Origin of the sequence: Herbihabitans rhizosphaerae, from assembly GCF_004216555.1 — a bacterium.
GTDB lineage: Bacteria > Actinomycetota > Actinomycetes > Mycobacteriales > Pseudonocardiaceae > Herbihabitans > Herbihabitans rhizosphaerae.
Map to the genome: position 1 here is coordinate 584,972 of NZ_SGWQ01000003.1, position 16,486 is coordinate 601,457.

Annotated in this window: 14 protein-coding genes; 6 read left to right on the plus strand and 8 right to left on the minus strand. The window is 71.7% G+C overall.

Features of this window, described 5'->3' with window-relative positions; genetic code table 11:
* The first annotated feature begins 40 nt into the window (after positions 1-40).
* Positions 41-2,422 (plus strand): DEAD/DEAH box helicase, encoded by a 2,382-nt coding sequence (locus EV193_RS12460; protein ID WP_130344189.1) that lies wholly within the window; start codon positions 41-43, stop codon positions 2,420-2,422.
* Positions 2,423-2,795: 373 nt separating this feature from the next.
* On the opposite strand, the gene EV193_RS12465 is transcribed toward EV193_RS12460, so the two are convergent.
* The 8 genes from EV193_RS12465 to ssd all read right to left on the minus strand — a co-directional run bounded on the left by EV193_RS12465 (position 2,796) and on the right by ssd (position 8,521).
* A complete protein-coding gene (locus tag EV193_RS12465; RefSeq protein WP_165401326.1) occupies positions 2,796-3,404 on the minus strand; it encodes a bifunctional DNA primase/polymerase in 609 nt (202 codons plus the stop codon).
* A 199-nt stretch (positions 3,405-3,603) separates the two neighbouring features.
* Entirely contained in the window at positions 3,604-4,005 is a 402-nt protein-coding gene (locus EV193_RS12470) for an Rv3654c family TadE-like protein (RefSeq protein ID WP_130344190.1), read from the minus strand.
* Positions 4,002-4,376, minus strand: a complete 375-nt coding sequence (locus EV193_RS12475; RefSeq protein WP_130344191.1) for a TadE family type IV pilus minor pilin — start codon at positions 4,374-4,376, stop codon at positions 4,002-4,004. Before EV193_RS12475 ends, EV193_RS12470 begins: the two co-directional genes overlap by 4 nt.
* Complete coding sequence (locus tag EV193_RS12480) at positions 4,376-4,588, minus strand: DUF4244 domain-containing protein (protein ID WP_130344192.1); 213 nt, start codon at positions 4,586-4,588, stop codon at positions 4,376-4,378. Before EV193_RS12480 ends, EV193_RS12475 begins: the two co-directional genes overlap by 1 nt.
* Before the next feature lie 72 nt (positions 4,589-4,660).
* Entirely contained in the window at positions 4,661-5,401 is a 741-nt protein-coding gene (locus EV193_RS12485; protein ID WP_242613324.1) for a type II secretion system F family protein, read from the minus strand.
* Positions 5,401-6,201 (minus strand): type II secretion system F family protein, encoded by an 801-nt coding sequence (locus tag EV193_RS12490; protein ID WP_242613325.1) that lies wholly within the window; start codon positions 6,199-6,201, stop codon positions 5,401-5,403. Before EV193_RS12490 ends, EV193_RS12485 begins: the two co-directional genes overlap by 1 nt.
* Positions 6,195-7,415 carry a TadA family conjugal transfer-associated ATPase gene (locus EV193_RS12495; protein WP_130344193.1) on the minus strand — a complete coding sequence of 407 codons (1,221 nt, stop codon included), beginning with the start codon at positions 7,413-7,415 and terminating at the stop codon, positions 6,195-6,197. The genes EV193_RS12490 and EV193_RS12495 overlap by 7 nt, the downstream gene beginning before the upstream one ends.
* On the minus strand, positions 7,412-8,521 hold the full coding sequence (gene ssd, locus EV193_RS12500) for a septum site-determining protein Ssd (RefSeq protein ID WP_130344194.1): 1,110 nt from the start codon (positions 8,519-8,521) through the stop codon (positions 7,412-7,414). Before ssd ends, EV193_RS12495 begins: the two co-directional genes overlap by 4 nt.
* Positions 8,522-9,148: 627 nt before the next feature.
* Here ssd and EV193_RS12505 point away from each other — a divergent pair.
* The 5 genes from EV193_RS12505 (at position 9,149) to EV193_RS12525 (ending at position 16,485) form a co-directional block, all read left to right on the plus strand.
* Positions 9,149-9,931 carry an HAD-IB family hydrolase gene (locus EV193_RS12505; protein ID WP_423202165.1) on the plus strand — a complete coding sequence of 261 codons (783 nt, stop codon included), beginning with the start codon at positions 9,149-9,151 and terminating at the stop codon, positions 9,929-9,931.
* 791 nt (positions 9,932-10,722) lie between these two features.
* A complete protein-coding gene (locus EV193_RS12510) occupies positions 10,723-12,372 on the plus strand; it encodes a glycoside hydrolase family 3 protein (RefSeq protein WP_130344406.1) in 1,650 nt (549 codons plus the stop codon).
* A gap of 4 nt (positions 12,373-12,376) precedes the next feature.
* The gene (locus EV193_RS12515; protein WP_130344196.1) at positions 12,377-13,642 is read left to right on the plus strand and encodes an exo-beta-N-acetylmuramidase NamZ family protein; all 1,266 of its coding nucleotides are present in this window, start codon (positions 12,377-12,379) and stop codon (positions 13,640-13,642) included.
* A gap of 37 nt (positions 13,643-13,679) precedes the next feature.
* Positions 13,680-15,401 carry a serine hydrolase domain-containing protein gene (locus EV193_RS12520; RefSeq protein WP_242613327.1) on the plus strand — a complete coding sequence of 574 codons (1,722 nt, stop codon included), beginning with the start codon at positions 13,680-13,682 and terminating at the stop codon, positions 15,399-15,401.
* 151 nt (positions 15,402-15,552) lie between these two features.
* Positions 15,553-16,485 carry a MurR/RpiR family transcriptional regulator gene (locus EV193_RS12525; RefSeq protein ID WP_130344198.1) on the plus strand — a complete coding sequence of 311 codons (933 nt, stop codon included), beginning with the start codon at positions 15,553-15,555 and terminating at the stop codon, positions 16,483-16,485.
* Position 16,486 lies beyond the last annotated feature (1 nt).

Below are 16,486 nucleotides of genomic sequence, written 5' to 3' on the forward strand. Positions count from 1 at the left end.
ATCGGCTCAGCGGGGCGTCCCATTTCGTGCACGGTCGGTGATGCGTGTCGGACACCTGTGCGAAGCTCGCGGCGTGGTTGTGCGGCAGGAAACCGAGCGCGGGCGACGGCTGCTCCAGCGGATCCTCGCGGGCGTTCCGAAGGGCGAGAACCCGCTCACCCATGTCGCGGATCTGGCCGAGCGCGCGCCGGTGTTCACCGACTGGCCGTCGTGGGCCGGCACCGAGGTCGTGTCGGCTTTTCGGGCCTGCGGGGTGGACCGGCCGTGGACGCACCAGACGGCCGCCGCCGAGGCCGCGCGATCCGGCCGGCACGTGGTCGTGGCCACCGGCACGGCGTCCGGAAAGTCGCTGGCCTACCAGCTTCCGGTGCTCGCCGCGCTGGCCGAGGACCGGCGCGCCACCGCGTTGTACCTCGCGCCGACCAAGGCACTCGGCGCTGATCAGTTACGCGCGGTGCGCGAGCTCGGGCTGGACGGCGTGCGGCCGGCGAGCTTCGACGGCGACACTCCGCTGGCCGCGCGGGACTGGGTGCGCGCGCACGCCCGCTGGGTGTTCACCAACCCGGACATGCTGCACCGCGGTGTGCTGCCGGCGCACGCGCGCTGGGCGCAGTTCTTCCGGCGGCTGCGGTACGTGGTGATCGACGAGTGCCACGCCTATCGGGGCGTGTTCGGCTCGCACGTCGCCGGGTTGCTGCGCCGGCTGCGGCGGGTGGCCCTGCGCTACGGCGCGGACCCGGTGTTCGTGCTCGCCTCGGCCACGGTGTCCGATCCGGGCGCCTCGGCCTCCCGACTGTCCGGTGTGGACTGTGTGGCCGTCACCGAGGACGGCTCGCCGCGTGGCGCGCGGACGGTCGCGCTGTGGGAACCGCCGCTGCTGGAGGAGATCACCGGGGAGAATGGCTCGCCGGTGCGCCGGTCGGCGGGTGCGGAGACCTCGCGGATCCTGACCGACCTGGTGATCGAGGGCGCGCGGACGCTGGCGTTCGTGCGCTCCCGGCACGGCGCCGAGCTGACCGCGTTGAGCGCCCGCCGTGCACTGTCCACTGTGGACTCCTCGCTGGCCGGGCGGGTCGCGGCGTACCGGGCCGGGTTCCTGCCGGAGGAGCGGCGGGCGCTGGAGTCCGCGCTGGCCTCCGGCGAGTTGCTCGGGGTGGCCAGCACGAACGCGCTGGAGCTGGGCGTGGACATCGCCGGCCTGGACGCGGTGGTGGTCGCCGGGTACCCGGGCACGCTGGCGTCGTTCTGGCAGCAGGCCGGGCGGGCCGGTCGTGCGGGCGACGGCGCGCTGGTGGTGTTCGTGGCGCGCGACGATCCGCTGGACACCTACCTGGTGCACCATCCGGCGGCGATGCTGGACCGGCCGATCGAGGCGACCGTGCTGGACCCGGCCAACCCGTACGTGCTCGGGCCACAGTTGGCGTGCGCCGCCGCGGAGCTGCCGCTGACCGAGGAGTGCTTGGCCGCGTTCGGCGGCGAGCGGGCGCGGGCGGTGCTGGACGATCTGGTGGCCGACGGTGTGCTGCGCCGGCGCAGCCGGGGTTGGTACTGGACCTCGCACCAGCGACCGCACCCGGAGGTGGACATTCGTGGGCACGGCGGTGAGCAGATCGTCGTGGTGGAGGCGGACTCGGCGCGGATGCTCGGCACGGTTGATCCGGGCGCGGCGTGTGCTTCGGTGCACCCGGGCGCGGTGTACCTGCACCAGGGAACGTCGTACGTGGTGGACGATCTGGACTTCGAGAGCGGCATGGCGCTGGTGCACGCGGAGGATCCGGAGTGGAGCACCTCACCGCGCGACGTCGTGGACATCGCCGTTCTGTCCACTGTGGAGCGTCAGCGGTTCCCGCACGGCGAGGGCGGCGAGCTGACCGTGTGCCTCGGCGAGGTGGCGGTGACCTCACAGGTGGTCGGCTATCTGCGGCGGTTGCCGTCCGGTGAGGTGCTCGACCAGGTGCCGCTGGACCTGCCGGAGCAGACGCTCCAGACGCGTGCGGTCTGGTACACGCTGGACGACGGGTTGCTGGCGGCGGCCGGCGTGCCGCGCGGGCGGGTGCCGGGTGCGCTGCACGCCGCCGAGCACGCGGCGATCGGGTTGCTGCCGCTGTTCGCGACGTGTGATCGCTGGGACATCGGGGGCGTGTCGACGGCGATGCACCCGGACACCGGCGAGGCCACGGTGTTCGTGCACGACGGCCACCCGGGCGGCGCGGGCTTCGCCGACCGAGGGCACGCGGCCCTGCTGCGCTGGCTGCTGGCCACGCGGGACGCGATCGCCGCCTGCGAGTGCCCGGCCGGCTGCCCGTCGTGCGTGCAATCTCCCAAGTGCGGCAACGGAAACGAGCCGCTCGACAAGGACGGTGCCGTCGCCGTTCTCACTGTGGTCGTGGACTGCCTCCGCGCCACCGAAGTCGCCGCCTGACGCTCCGGACATGTGCGCGCCCGAGGAACCGCGGGTGTGGTTCCTCGGGCGCGCTGGTCGGTCGAACCGCGGCGTGCTGCGACCGCGGCCTGTCTGGTCGGTCTTCAGGAACCACCAGAACCACGACATGAATCGGGAGGAGGGCGTCGGGGTCCTCGTGGCCATCCCGGGGCAAGGGCTGGCCGACCTCTCTGGGTGACGGGTCAGCCGCGGGAGCCTTCGCGCCGCAATGAGGACCGGTCGGGTGACCGGTGTGCGGGCGCGCGAACGACGGTTCGACCGATGCCCACCACGCGACCTTCACGTTCGCGGGGCATGCGACGAGTCGCGGTGGCGGGCAAATCTCTGTGCAGTTGTGGATCGTGCGTTCCGGTCAGGCGACCAGCTCGGCCTCGATGGCGGTGCAGGTCAGCGCGTCGATCATGGCGTCCTGGACCAGGTTCGGGTCGCCCATCCGCCAGCCGCACACCTCGGGCTTGACCCGCCAGTGCACGACACCGTGCAGGTACGGGCTCGGCGGCAGCGAGATCCAGCTTCCGGTGCCGTGCAGCGTCGCCAGGTCGGCGAGCTCGGAGCGCAGCGCCGTGCCCGGCTCGACCAGGAACAGCCAGCGGCCGTCCGGAGTCGCGATGATCGGCGTCGGAACGCCGACGGCGCGCAGTGCCGCGGCGGCACCCCGGCCCAGGTCGGCGTCGACCTCGATCGCGTCGAGCACGACGCCGGTGGCGAGCAGCAGGTTGTACGGCTGGCCGGACCACCACTCGGCGACGTGATCAGCCGCGGAGCCGGCGCTGGTCTGCCAGTCGTCGTGGATGGGGCGCGGGCCATCGGATTCGGCGCCCTGCCGGCCCGTCCACTCGGACCCGGTCGGGAAGGTTCCCGGCATAACCGGCCACCCACGGGACGCCAGTCCGACCGCCTCAGCTCGCAGCTCGCAGCGGAAGGCGCTACGCCACCCGTCCGACCAATCGGTTTCCAACATGTCTCTCAGTGCCTCCTTGGACACTTGCCTTGGTGTTCTGCATCTCACTTTCGGTCATCTCCGAGCGATACGTAACTTGCAGTCGACAACCGGTAGCTGCCGCACGACGAACGCCTGCGCGGCGGTGAGGCGGGCCGAATTCGATCACCCGGTCGTCGTGCGGATCGGGTGTGCGGCCCTGGCACGCACCCTGACTCGATCACCGTCGTGCCCGCTCATCCTGGGTATCGGCACCGGATTCCGGAGCCGGGCCGGCACGCGCGCGGGCGTGTGCCGCGCCGAAACCGGCGAGCAGCGGAGGCGGCTCGGCGGTGACCTCGATTCGCGCGTCGCGGCCGTGCAACCTGCAGATTGTGAGCTGAGCGCGCATGTTGTCGGTCACCCAGCGCGCTCGTTCACAGGCCCGTGTCTCGCCCGTGCCGGCGTGCGCGGCGGCGGCCAGCGCGGCCAGGTCGGCCGCCGCGACGGCACGGTGGCGGGCCACCGCGGCACCGCCGACAGCGATCATCAACGCCAGCACGCCGACAATCGCGGCGATCGCCGCGGCGGTCCAGATCGTGGCGCTGCCACGGTCGGCCGTCGTGCCGGAACGGCCGCTCATCGCGCACCATCCCCCGCAGCGGTGACCCCGGGTTCGGCCACCGCGAACGCCTCGGCGCTCACCCGCACGCCGGGCAGCAAACCGGTGACCGGTTCGGCCGCGACGTGCACGCGGATGCGGTCGCCGTCCCAGCGAACGTCCAGGCTGGCTCCGCCCGGCGCGATCGCGTCGACCGCCTCCCGTGCCTTCTCGGCTTCGCCCCGAGCGACCAGTCGTGCCGCCTCGCGCGCCGCGTCGGTGCATCGAAGCTGGTCCGACACCGCCACGATCCCGGCGAGCGCCATGGCCAGCACGACGACGAACGCCGCGAGCGCCAGCGCCGCCTCGACCGTGACCGCACCCCGGTCGGCGGCACGACTGGCCGTGGGCATCAGAAGCTGACCGACAGCGCGCGCTCGACCAGATCGGTCAGCGCGCCGACCACCGAATCGCCGGAGACCACGGTGTACAGCAATGCTCCGAACGCGGCGGCGGCGATAGTCCCGATGGCGTACTCCGCCGTGGACATACCGTCGTCGGAGGGTGTTCCGACACGTCGTCGCCACGTGGTGATCGGGCGGACGAAACGCAGAGCCGGTGACATGGCTTGCTCCTTTCTCGCGCCAGTGCGGCGCTTTCGGGGTTCTCGATTTCCTGGACAGTCCACTGTGGACAGTCATCCGGGCATCACCAGCCGGGACGCGAGCCCGATGACGACCGGGACGATGCCGAGGCAGACGAAGGCGGGCAGGAAGCACAGGCCGAGCGGGCCGGTGATCAACACGCCGGCCCGCTGCGACCGCGCCTCGGCCGCCTCGGCTGACTCCGACCTGGCCTCTGTGGCCAGCGCGCCGGCCAGGCCGGCCAATGCCGAGCCGGATCGCGCGGTCCGGCGCGCACCGCGGGCGAGCGCCGCCGTCGGGTCGTGCGCGGCGGTCGGTGCCCACGCCGCCTCCGGGCCGGCGCCGAGGGCGAGCAGATCGGACGTGGCGCGCAGGACCGTGCCCGTCTCACCGGGAAGATCGGCCGCCACGGCGCGGATCGCCGTCGGCACCGGCAGCCCGGCGCGCAGGCAGGCGGCGAGCAGGTCCCAGATCGCCGCGAGCCCGAGCGGATCGCCGCGCGATGACCGGCGCCGCGCGTCGGCGCGCAGCAGACGGCCGGCCGCCCACCAGACCAGTGGTGCGGTGAGCACGGCGACCACGATCGCGCCGGCGACGGCGATCAGCAGAGTGCTCGCGGCCGCGGCCAGGACGGGCAGCGCCTGGACCGACGTCACAGCCGGGCCGGTTCGGCGGACACCCACCGTGTACCCGAGTGCGGCGGAGAGCCGCTCGCGCGCGATCACCGGCGCCGGGTCGATCAGCACGGCCACCGCGACGAGCAGGATCGAGGCCGACGTCATCCCAGTGGTCATCACCGCGCCACCTGCCCGGTGATGCGGGCGCTCCACAGCAACCCGGCGCAGGTCAGCACACCGCCAACGGCGACGAGCACCTGGCCGAAGCCGGTGGTGAACAGCACCGAGACCGGGTGCGCGCCCATCGCCTCGCCGAGCGCGAGGCCGAGCAGCGGGAGCGTGGCCAGGACGGTGGCGGTGGCCCTCGGCCCGGCCATCCGCGCCTGGGTCTGCCGGGCGAACCGGGCGCGCTGATCGACGTCACCGCGCACCGCGTCCAGCACGTCGGCCAGCGGGAGCCCGTGCCGGTCGGCCAGCCGCCACGCCGTGCCGAGCTGCCGCAGGCCCGGCGCCAGCGCGGGAACCTGATCACCGGCGGCGACCGCGCCGGCGACGTCTCCGCCGAGCCGGGCGGCGACGGCGAGCGACCGCATGGCGTCGGCCACCTCGGGTGGCGCGTCGTCGGCCGCCGCTTCGGCCGCGGCCGCCGGGTGCGCACCGATCCGCAGCTCACCTGTGAGCGTCCGCAACGCCCTGGCCAACCCCGCTGTGGCGGCCGCCGCACGGCGCAGGCGATCACGCTGACGCCACCGCCACCAGCACGCCGCGCCGACGGCACCTCCGCCGACGGCGACACCGGGCCCGGCAACCAGCCAGCCGGCCAGCGCCAGAACCACCGCCACCACGGGCGCACCCGGCCGAGGCAGGCGCACGCGCGCGGACCGCTCCTCGACGGCGACCAGCGCGCGCAGGCGGCCGGCCGCGCACCGAGGCGGGAGCACGAGCAGCGCCGCGCTCAGCAGCGCGGAGATCAACACGGCGCCGCACCCCGTTCCACGAGAAACGTGGACAGCACGGGCCGGCCGAAGCCCCAGTCGCCGCCCTGCCACGCGGGTGTCACGGTCACGCCGGCAGGAGTGCGCTCGAGTACGCCGATCTCCACCAGCCGCCGCGCGCCGTCTCGCTCGCGCCGCACGTGCAGCACCACCTGGACCGCGGCGGCGAGCTGGCTGTGCAGCGCGTCGCGGGTCAGGCCGCCGAGCGCGGCGAGCGCCTCGAGCCGGGCCGGCACCTCGGACGGCCCGTTGGCGTGCAGGGTGCCGGCTCCGCCGTCGTGGCCGGTGTTGAGCGCGGCGAGCAACTCACACACCTCCGCGCCGCGCACCTCGCCGACCACCAGGCGATCGGGCCGCATCCGCAGCGCCTCGCGCACGAGTTCGCGCACGGTGACCTCGCCGGAGCCCTCGACGTTCGGCGGGCGGGCGGTCAGCCGGACGAACTGCGGGTGCGACGGCCGAAGCTCGGCGGCATCTTCGACACACACGATCCGCTCGGTGGGGCGCACCTCGCCGAGCAGTGCGGACAGCAGCGTGGTCTTGCCCGAACCGGTGCCGCCGATCACCAGGAAGGCGAGCCGGGCGTCCACGATCGACCGCAGCAGGTCGGCGGTCGCCGAATCGAGGGTGCCGAGCCGGCACAGCGCGGGCAGATCGTGCGCGGCCGGCCGGAGCACGCGCAGCGACAGACAGGTGCCATCGGCGGCGACCGGCGGGAGCACGGCGTGCAGACGCACCAGCCCGCGCGGCCGGGTACCGGGCAGCCAGGCGTCCACGTACGGCTGGGCGTCGTCGAGGCGGCGACCGGCCGCGAGCGCCAGCCGCTGGGCGAGCCGCCGCACCGCCTCGTCGTCGCGGAACCGCACGTCGGTCTTGCGCAGGCCGCCGGCGCCGTCGATCCACACCTCGCGCGGACCGGTCACCAGCACGTCGGTGACACCGGGCTCGGCGAGCAGCGGATCGAGCGGGCCGGCGCCGACGAACTCCTGCCGCAGCAGGCTCAACGCCTCGGCCACCTCGGCGTGCCCGACCACTCCGCCGGCCGCCTCGCGGACGGCGTCGGCGACCAGCGCGGGCGTGATCTCCGCACCCGACGACGCGAGCCGGGCGCGCACCCGGTCGACCAGCGCGATGCTGCTGCGCAAGGGCCGCACCTCGTGCGGCGCCTCCTCGGGGAGACGAATCGGCTGGGTCATGCCGCACCCCGCAGTTCCGAGCCGGCCACCGCGTGGCGCCGTGCCACGACGGTGTCCAACTGCTCCAACGCGGTACGGGCCGCCGAGGACAGCGGGCCGCGCGGGCGCAGCCGCCCGCTCTCCAACGCGCGGTCGAGCCCTGGATCGGGCCGCATCGAGGTGAGCAACTCCAACCCGGTCGCCTGGGCCACCTCCTCGGGGCGCAGCCCTCCCGGCGCCGGCCCGCGCACCACCACGACGCCGGGCACACCGTGTGCGCGGACCCGGTCGGCCACTCGCCGGGCGGCCGCACACGCCCGTACCTCGGCGGGCACCACGAGCACGGCGAGATCGGCCCGCTCGAGCGCGGCGTCCGCACTGGCCGACGATTCGCGCGGCAGGTCGCACACCACGGTCTCGCCGGCGCGACGGCCGGCGTCCACGACGACCGCGACCGCCTCCGGCGACGGCCCCGGCCCGTCCCGGTCGCAGGACAGCACGGTGAGCCGCGCGTCCCGGTGCGACCGCGTCGGGAGCGCGGCGTGCAACGAGGACGCGGTGACCCGGCCCGCGCCGAGCCGCAGCTCCGGCCAGCGCAACCCGTCGTCCCGCTCGGCGCCGAGCACCAGGTCGAGCCCGCCGCCCGTCGAGTCGCAGTCGACGAGCAGGGCGCTGCGCCGCCGCCGGAGCGCGCCGAGTGCCACGGCGGCGGCGAACACCGACGCGCCGGCTCCACCTCGCCCGCCGAGTACGGCGAGCACCCGGCCGCCCTCGCGGGCCGGCTCCTCCACCGCGTCGGCGAACGCGCCGATCAGCCACGGCTCCTCTCCTGGCAACACGACCATTCGCTGCGCGCCGATCGCGACCGCCTGCTCCCACGCACGGGGTGGTGGCGGATCGGGGAAGAAGGCCGCCACCACCCCGGCGCGCCGGGGCAACCCGGCGTCCAGACACAGCTCGAGGGCCGCGTGGTCAAGCACGACCAGCGGAGCGTCGCCCCATCTGCGGCGCGCAGCCGCCGCGTCGGGCACGCGCTCCAACTCGCAGTCTGCCGCCGCCGCGAGGCGCAACAGCTCCTCGAGCAGCACCTCGTCGGTGACGAAGACCAGCGGGCGAATGTCGTTCACCTGAACCCCCGTGCCGTGTCCGATCAATCGCGACGAACGAATGCCGTCGCGAGATCCACGGTCGCCCCATCCCGGCCACCGAACAACGCCCAGTGATCAACATGTGGATAACCCGGACCATGTGGATAACTCCGAGCCGCGCGGACGGCGGCGGCTTTGCCCGGCCACCCACGAAAGCCACGCCAAGGTCGACCCAGAAAGTCGAGGGCGACCGCCGCCACGCCGAAGGCGTCTCTTGGCGACCACTCACACAGCTCGCAGCCCACCAACACCGGCCAGCGACCACCCCCGCAAAACAACTACAGGCCGCTTCGGCGGAGCCGAACCGGCGGCGGCTTTGCCCTCGATATAGATACAGAGCGACCCCCGCCAGGGGGGAGGGACGGGGGTCGCCAGGTTCAGTCCCGGGGGGTCGGACTGAACCGCTCAGGCGAAAACGCCGAGCAGCTCCACTGTAACTCCTCGATCCGCCGAAACCGTCCCGGACGTGGCCAAACCTTCCGAACGCCATCGACGCCCGTCGCCAAATGGGTGAAAGGCTTGGGCTGAACCGCTCCTATGCTGACGGCACAGCGGGCGGTGCGAGGAGGCAGCGTGATCGAGTCCGGCAATGGCGCCACGACCCGGGTGGCCGCGTTCTTCGACCTCGACAAGACGGTCATCGCCAAGTCGAGCACGCTCGCGTTCAGCCGGCCGTTCTTCGAGGGCGGGCTGATCAACCGGCGGGCGGCGTTGAAGAGCGCCTACGCGCAGTTCGTGTTCAAGGCCTCCGGCGCGGACGCCGACCAGGTGGAGCGGATGCGCGAGCACCTGACCGCGCTGTGCACCGGCTGGGACGTCGAGCAGGTGCGCTCGATCGTCGAGGAGACGCTGCACGACATCGTCGACCCGCTGGTGTACGCCGAGGCCACCGAGCTTGTCGCGGAACACAAGGAGAAGGGCCACGACGTCGTGGTGGTGTCCGCGTCCGGCGAGGAGGTGGTCGCGCCGATCGCCGCGATGATCGGCGCCGACCTCGGCATCGGCACCCGGATGGTGGCCGAGCGGGGCAAGTACACCGGCGAGATCGACTTCTACTGCTACGGCGAGAACAAGGCCACGGCGATCAAGCAGCTCGCCGCCGAGCGGCACTACGACTTGGCCGACTGTCACGCCTACACCGACTCGATCACCGATCTGCCGATGCTGCAGGCGGTCGGCCACCCGACCGCGGTGAACCCGGACCGGGGGCTGCGCAAGCTTGCCGGCGAGCACGGCTGGCCGGTGTTGACGTTCAGCAAGCCGGTGTCCCTGCGGGCCAGGTTCCCGACTCCGTCCGGCACGGCGGTGGCCGTGACCGCGCTCGGTCTCGGGGCGGTGACGGCGGCCGGAGCCACTTGGTACGGACTGCGCCGGCGCCGCCGTCGATGACCCAGGGTCTCCACTCGCCGCTTGTCCGGGAAGCCTTACCCACGGTCGGCGGTACCACCGCGCGCACCAGCGGAGATAACGCCTGATCACGACTACCACGCGTGTCTGTCCACGACTTAACGACTCTGTACCGGTGCACCCGATTGTGCCCTTGAGGTGACCTCCATCACGGACTACAAAGGGAGGTGCGGACTTCTGATTGGCCAGGGGCGAAGCGGAAGAGAAGCGTCGTCCACCCCGACAGAGCTCCGTGCGCGAACACCGGGCACCCACGCGCAGCACGCCGCGGGAGGCTTGTCGTCTAGGGACTGCGTACCGGGACGCCGGACGCCGAGGCCAGGTAGGTACGACATTAGTTGCACGCTTGGTAACCCGAGTTGTTCGCGCTGGCTGGCGGCGCCCATCGGCTTAGGCCTGTGGGCGCCGCCAGCGATTTCTAGGCCTTCTGGGCTATTCGGCCTCCGAAACACGCGGATCGCGTTGACCGACGTATGTGTCGTGGGTAACTTACGCGTGCCGTTCTCTACTGGTGGGAAGATTTCGGCGAGTGCATCGTCCGCTGGTCGACCCCGGAGGCCGTGGTGACCCTTTCACGCACCTATGTCAGACGCTCGCTGATCTCCGCGGTGGCCGCCTCAGGCGTGGTCGCCGCCGGATGCTCGGGCACCCCCGCCTCGGCGCCGGCGCAGCGGCAACCCGTGCACGCCGCCGCCGTCCAGGCCGACGGGGACGGCCTGTCCGCCGAGCAGGATGCCGCCGTGAACTCATGGGTGCGCGCGACGCTGCGCCGAATGAATCTGGAGCAGAAGGTCGGCCAGCTGTTCGTGCCGACCATCTGGGGCAAGGGCGCGAACGAGGCGCACCCGATGAACAAGGAGCGCTACGGCGTCGACACGCCGGCCCAGGTGATCCAGCGCTACCAGGTCGGCGGCGCGATCTACTTCAACAACACGGGCACGGACAACATCGACAACCCCAAGCAGCTCGCCGAGTTCTCCAACGGGCTGCAGAAGGCCGCGCTCGACTCCGCCCCGCACGTGCCACTGGTCGTAGCGATCGACCAGGAGGGCGGCCGGGTGACCCGGATGGAGTCGCCGGCCACCGAGTTCCCGGACGCGATGGCGATCGGCGCGGGCCGGGACGCGGAGAACGCGAAGAAGGCCGCCACGATCATGGGCCACGAGCTGCGCGCGGTCGGCGTGAACCAGAACTTCGCGCCGGTCGGTGACGTGAACTCGAACTTCCTGAACCCGGTGATCGGGCCGCGGTCCTTCTCCGGCAAGCCGGATCTGGCCGCGCAGATGGTGGCCGCACAGGTCGGCGGCTACCAGGACTCCGGCAAGCCGACCGACACGGTTTCCTCGTCGGTGAAGCACTTCCCGGGTCACGGCGACGCCTCCCAGGACAGCCACCACGTGCTGCCGGTGATCGACCGGCCGGCCGACCAGTGGCGGGCCATCGACCTGCCGCCGTTCAAGGCGGCGGTGGACGCGGGCATCGACTCGGTGATGACCGCGCACATCCGGGTGCCGAGCCTGGACCCGTCGGTGTATCCGGCGACCATGTCCAAGCCGATCCTGACCGGTCTGCTGCGCGACGAGTTGAAGTTCGACGGCGTGGTCGTGACCGACTCGCTGTCCATGGGCGCGGTCCAGGAGAACTTCCCCGACGCCGAGGTGCCCGTGCTGGCGATCCTCGCCGGGGCCGACCAGATGCTCATGCCGCCGAACCTGGACGTGGCGAAAACCGCTGTGCTGCAAGCGATCCAGAGCGGCAGGCTGACCGAGCAGCGGATCGACGAGAGCGTCACCCGGATCTTGAAGTTGAAGGCGAAGCGCGGGATCAACAAGCGCCCGTTCGTCGACGTGAACCAGGTCGACAAGGTGGTCGGCACGCCGGACAACCTCAAGTCCGCGCAGGCGATCACCGACCGCGGCGTGACCGCGATCCGCAACGAGGGCGGCGTGCTGCCGGCCAAGGACGCGCAGAAGATCACCGTCACCGGGTGGGGCGACACCACGACGGCGGAGGTGGCCAAGCGGATCACCGCGCACGGCCGCACCGCGAGCGCGCTGCCGACCGGCACGGACCCGACCGACGAGCAGATCGCGCGGGCGGTGGCCGCGGCCAAGGAATCCGACCTGACCGTGGTGCTGACCAACGACCTGAACGCCAAGCCGCGCCAGCGTGTGCTGGTCGATCAGTTGCTGGCCACTGGGAAGAAGGTGGTCGCGGTCGCGGCGGTCGGCCCGTACGACGCCGGATTCACCGCGGCGCCGGCGTGGCTGGCCACCTACGGCTACCGGCCGGTGGTGCTGGAGACGTTGACCAAGGTGCTGCTGGGTGAGGTGTCACCGCAGGGCAAGCTGCCGGTGGACATCCCGGACGCCGGTCAGCCCGGCACCGTGAAGTACCCGTTCGACCACGGTTTGAGCTGGTAACCCGATGCCTTTGCGACGACGCTCTTTCCTGGCCGCGTCGGCACTGGCGGCACCCCTGGTCACCGCGGGAGCGGCCGCACCGGCGCTCGCCGGCCAGCCAGCGCCGCAGGGCAGGCGGGTGACTCCCGGCGCTGATTCCCTTGCCGCACAAGGATGGCGGTCACTCGCGGGCCGCAAGGTCGGTGTGCTGTCCAACCCGACCGGCTTGCTCATGGACGGCACGCACATCGTGGACTCGATGGTGGCCGCCGGGGTGCGCCCGGTGGCGGCGTTCGGGCCGGAGCACGGCTTCCGCGGCACCGGTCAGGCCGGCGGCTCGGAGGGCGACTACATCGACCCGCGCACCGGTGTCCCGGTGTACGACGCGTACGGCGTGACGGCGGCCAAGCTCGCCGGCATGTACCGCAAGGCGGGCGTGGACACGGTGGTGTTCGACATCGCCGATGTGGGCGCGCGCTTCTACACCTACATCTGGAGCCTGTACCGGGCGATGCAGGCGGCCGTCATGGTCGGCGCCTCGTTCGTGGTGCTGGATCGGCCGAATCCCGTTGGCGGACAAGCGTTCGGGCCGACACTGGATCCGGCGTTCGCCTCCGGCGTGGGGCTCAAGCCGATCGTGCAGCAGCACGGCATGACCATCGGCGAGCTGGCCCGGTTCTACAACGGCGAGTTCCTGCCGAGCGACGGCGGCGTGGTGTCGACGTTGGACATCACGCAGCTGACCGGATGGAAGCGGCGCGAACTGTTCGGCGAGACGGGCCTGCCGTGGGCGCCGCCGAGCCCGAACATGCCGACGGCCGACACGGCGATCCTCTACCCGGGCACCTGCCTGTTCGAGGGGCTGCGGCTGTCCGAGGGGCGCGGCACGACCCGCCCGTTCGAGATCGTCGGCGCGCCCGGCATGGACTGGCACTGGGAGGAGGCGCTCAACGCGCTGCGCCTGCCCGGCGTCCAGTTCCGCGAGGCGTACTTCGTGCCGACGTTCGGCAAGTTCGTGAACGAGACCTGCGGCGGCGTGCACGCGCACATCACCGACCGGTACGCCGTCGACCCGATCCGCACCGCGATCGCCATGATCGTGACCGCTCGTCAGGCGCACCCACAGCAGTTCGGCTGGCGGCAGGACAACTTCATCGACAAGCTCTACGGCTCCGATCGCCTGCGCCGGATGGTGGACGCGGGTGCCGGGGTCGACGAGATCGTGGGGTCCTGGCAGGGCGAGCAGGACACGTTCCGACGTCAGCGGGAGCAGTACCTGATCTACCGGTGAGGTGCCGATGCGCAAGGTTAGAGCCACCCTGGTAGCCATGGCGATCGTCGCCTTGATCCCGGCATCGGCCGGCGGGCAGGACGTACCCGGCCCGACCGGCAAGTTCGACCGTCCGCGCGAGGGCTTCGCGGCGGCGAACACGCTGCTGCGCGACGGCCCGCCGGAGCAGGTGGGGCTTGACCCGGCGCCGATCCGCGCCGCGGACGGCAAGATCGCGAAGTGGACGACGGTGGACCCGGCGACCGGTCACCCGCTGTTCGCCGGCGCGGTGTCACTGCTGGCACACGACGGCGTGATCGTGCACCGGTCGCAGCACGGCCAGGCGCTGCGCTACGCGGACGCGAACGGCACCGAGCTGCCTGCCGGTCAGCAGGTGCCGATGCGGCCGGACACGATCTTCGACATGGCGTCGATCAGTAAGCTGTTCACCTCGATCACCGTGATGCAGCTGATCGAACAGGGCAAGGTCGACGTGGACGCCCCGGTGGCGAAGTACCTGCCCGAGTTCGGCGTGAACGGCAAGGAAGCGATCACCGTCAAGCAGCTGCTGACGCACGTGTCCGGCTTGGAGCCGTTCCTGCCGCTGTGGCGGGACTGGCCGGACGTGCCGTCGCGGATCAAGGCGGTGATGGACGTCGCGCCGAAGAGCGTGCCCGGCACCACCTACGTGTACTCCGACCTGAACCTGATCACCCTCGGCGTGCTCGTCGAGCGGATCACCGGGTCCACTTTGGACACCGCGGTGCGCACGAAGATCACCGAGCCGCTCGGCATGCGGGACACCGGGTACAACCCGCCGCCGTCCAAGCTGGACAGGATCGCGGCCACGGAGTTCCAGTCGAACCCGCCGCGCGGAATGGTCCGCGGGTCGGTGCACGACGAGAACGCGTGGTCGCTGGGCGGGGTGGCCGGGCACGCCGGCGTCTTCTCCACCGCGCGCGACATGGCGACACTGGCGCAAACGATACTGAACGGCGGATCCTATGCGGGACAACGGATCCTGGGCCAGGACGCGGTCACCGCGATGCTCACGAACCACAACCAGAACTTCCCGGACAACTCGCACGGGCTGGGCTTCGAGCTGGACCAGCGGTGGTACATGGGCGGCCTGGCCGGGCCGCGCACGGCGGGCCACACCGGGTTCACCGGGACCAGTCTGGTGATCGACCCGGCGTCGCGTTCGTTCGCTATCCTGCTCACCAACCGGGTGCATCCGACCCGTGGCTGGGGCTCGATCAACCTGGCGCGCGAGACGATCGCGACCGGGCTCGCCAACGCGTTATCGGTCACCCCGAAGCGCGGCTACAACGCGCACTACACCGGTATCGGCGACCAGAGCACGGCGACGCTGGACACCGTGGCGCTGACTCCGAGGGGCGGGCCGGTCGGCGTGCGGTTCCAGGCCTTCGTGGATACCGAGAACACCGATCAGCTCGTGCTCGAGTCCAGTGTGGACGGTGTGACGTTCACACCGGTTCCGGTGCGGGCGAGTGGGCCGGGTGCCCCCGACGGCGACGTACCAGCGCTCGCGGGCGCCGGACACCGCCGTTGGTGGTCTGTTTCCGCCGAAGTTGCCGAGGCGTTACCCGAAGGGACGTCGATCACGTTCCGCTGGCGCTTCACTACGGACCGCCGCTATACCGGACGCGGTGTGTACGTCGATGGGATCAAGGTCACCGACGGTAGTGGAACGCTCCTTGATGGTGAGAAAGAACCCGTCTTGTTACGTCCTCGAGGCTGGGAAACGCGAACTCGATAGCAACTTGCAGCTAACGATATCCTTGTCACCTGCGATTTCGTAGGCAACCCGTCGGCGGTGGACGGGCTGGCCGAGCATGGAGTGGGGTCGTGCACATGAGCACAGAAACGTGGCGCTTGTCTGCCACCAGCACTGTTAGTAAGTTTCCCACGTGAGCACACCTGAAATCGTCGCCGAGCACGCGGAGACCAGCCCCCTGGTCCGCATCCGCTCGCTGCTGCCCGGGTTGGCACGGGCCGAGCAGCGAGTCGCCAAGGTAGTGCTCGAGAATCCGTCCACGGTCGCCCGGCGCAGCATCACCGAGGTGGCGGAAGCCGCTGGTACCTCAGAGACCACGGTGACCAGGTTCTGCAAGGCGATCGGCGTCGGCGGCTACCCCGAGCTGCGCATCGCGCTCGCGGCCGACACCGCCCGATCGTCCGTGCGCGCCGAGCGTGACCTCGGCGGCGAGATCGGCCCGGACGACGAACTGCACACGGTCGTCAGCAAGGTCACCTTCGCCGACGCGCGCGCCGTCGAGGAGACCGCCGAGCAGCTCGACACCGAGGTGCTGCAGCGCGTCGTCGAGGCGGTGGCCTTGGCCGGCCGGGTCGACGTGTACGGCGTCGGCGCGAGCGCGTTCGTGGCCGCCGACCTCCAGCAGAAGCTGCACCGCATCGGGCGGGTCTGCTTCGCCTGGAACGACACGCACATCATGCTCACCTCGGCCGCCGTACTCGGGAAGGGCGACGTGGCCGTGGGCATCTCGCACACCGGCGCCACCACCGACACGGTGGAGGCACTGCGGGTGGCGCGGCGGCACGGCGCGACCACGGTCGCGCTGACCAACTTCCCGCGCTCGCCGATCAGCGAGGTGGCCGACCACGTGATCACCACGGCCGCGCGCGAGACGACGTTCCGCTCCGGCGCGATGGCCAGCAGGATCGCCCAGCTCACGGTGATCGACTGCCTGTTCATCGGCGTCGCGCAGCGGCACCTGGACAGCTCCATGACCGCGTTGGAGTCGACCCGTGACGCGGTGGGTACCCATCGACTGGAGACGCGGCCGGACGGCCGGCGTCGGATTCGGGAGAACGGCAAGTGAT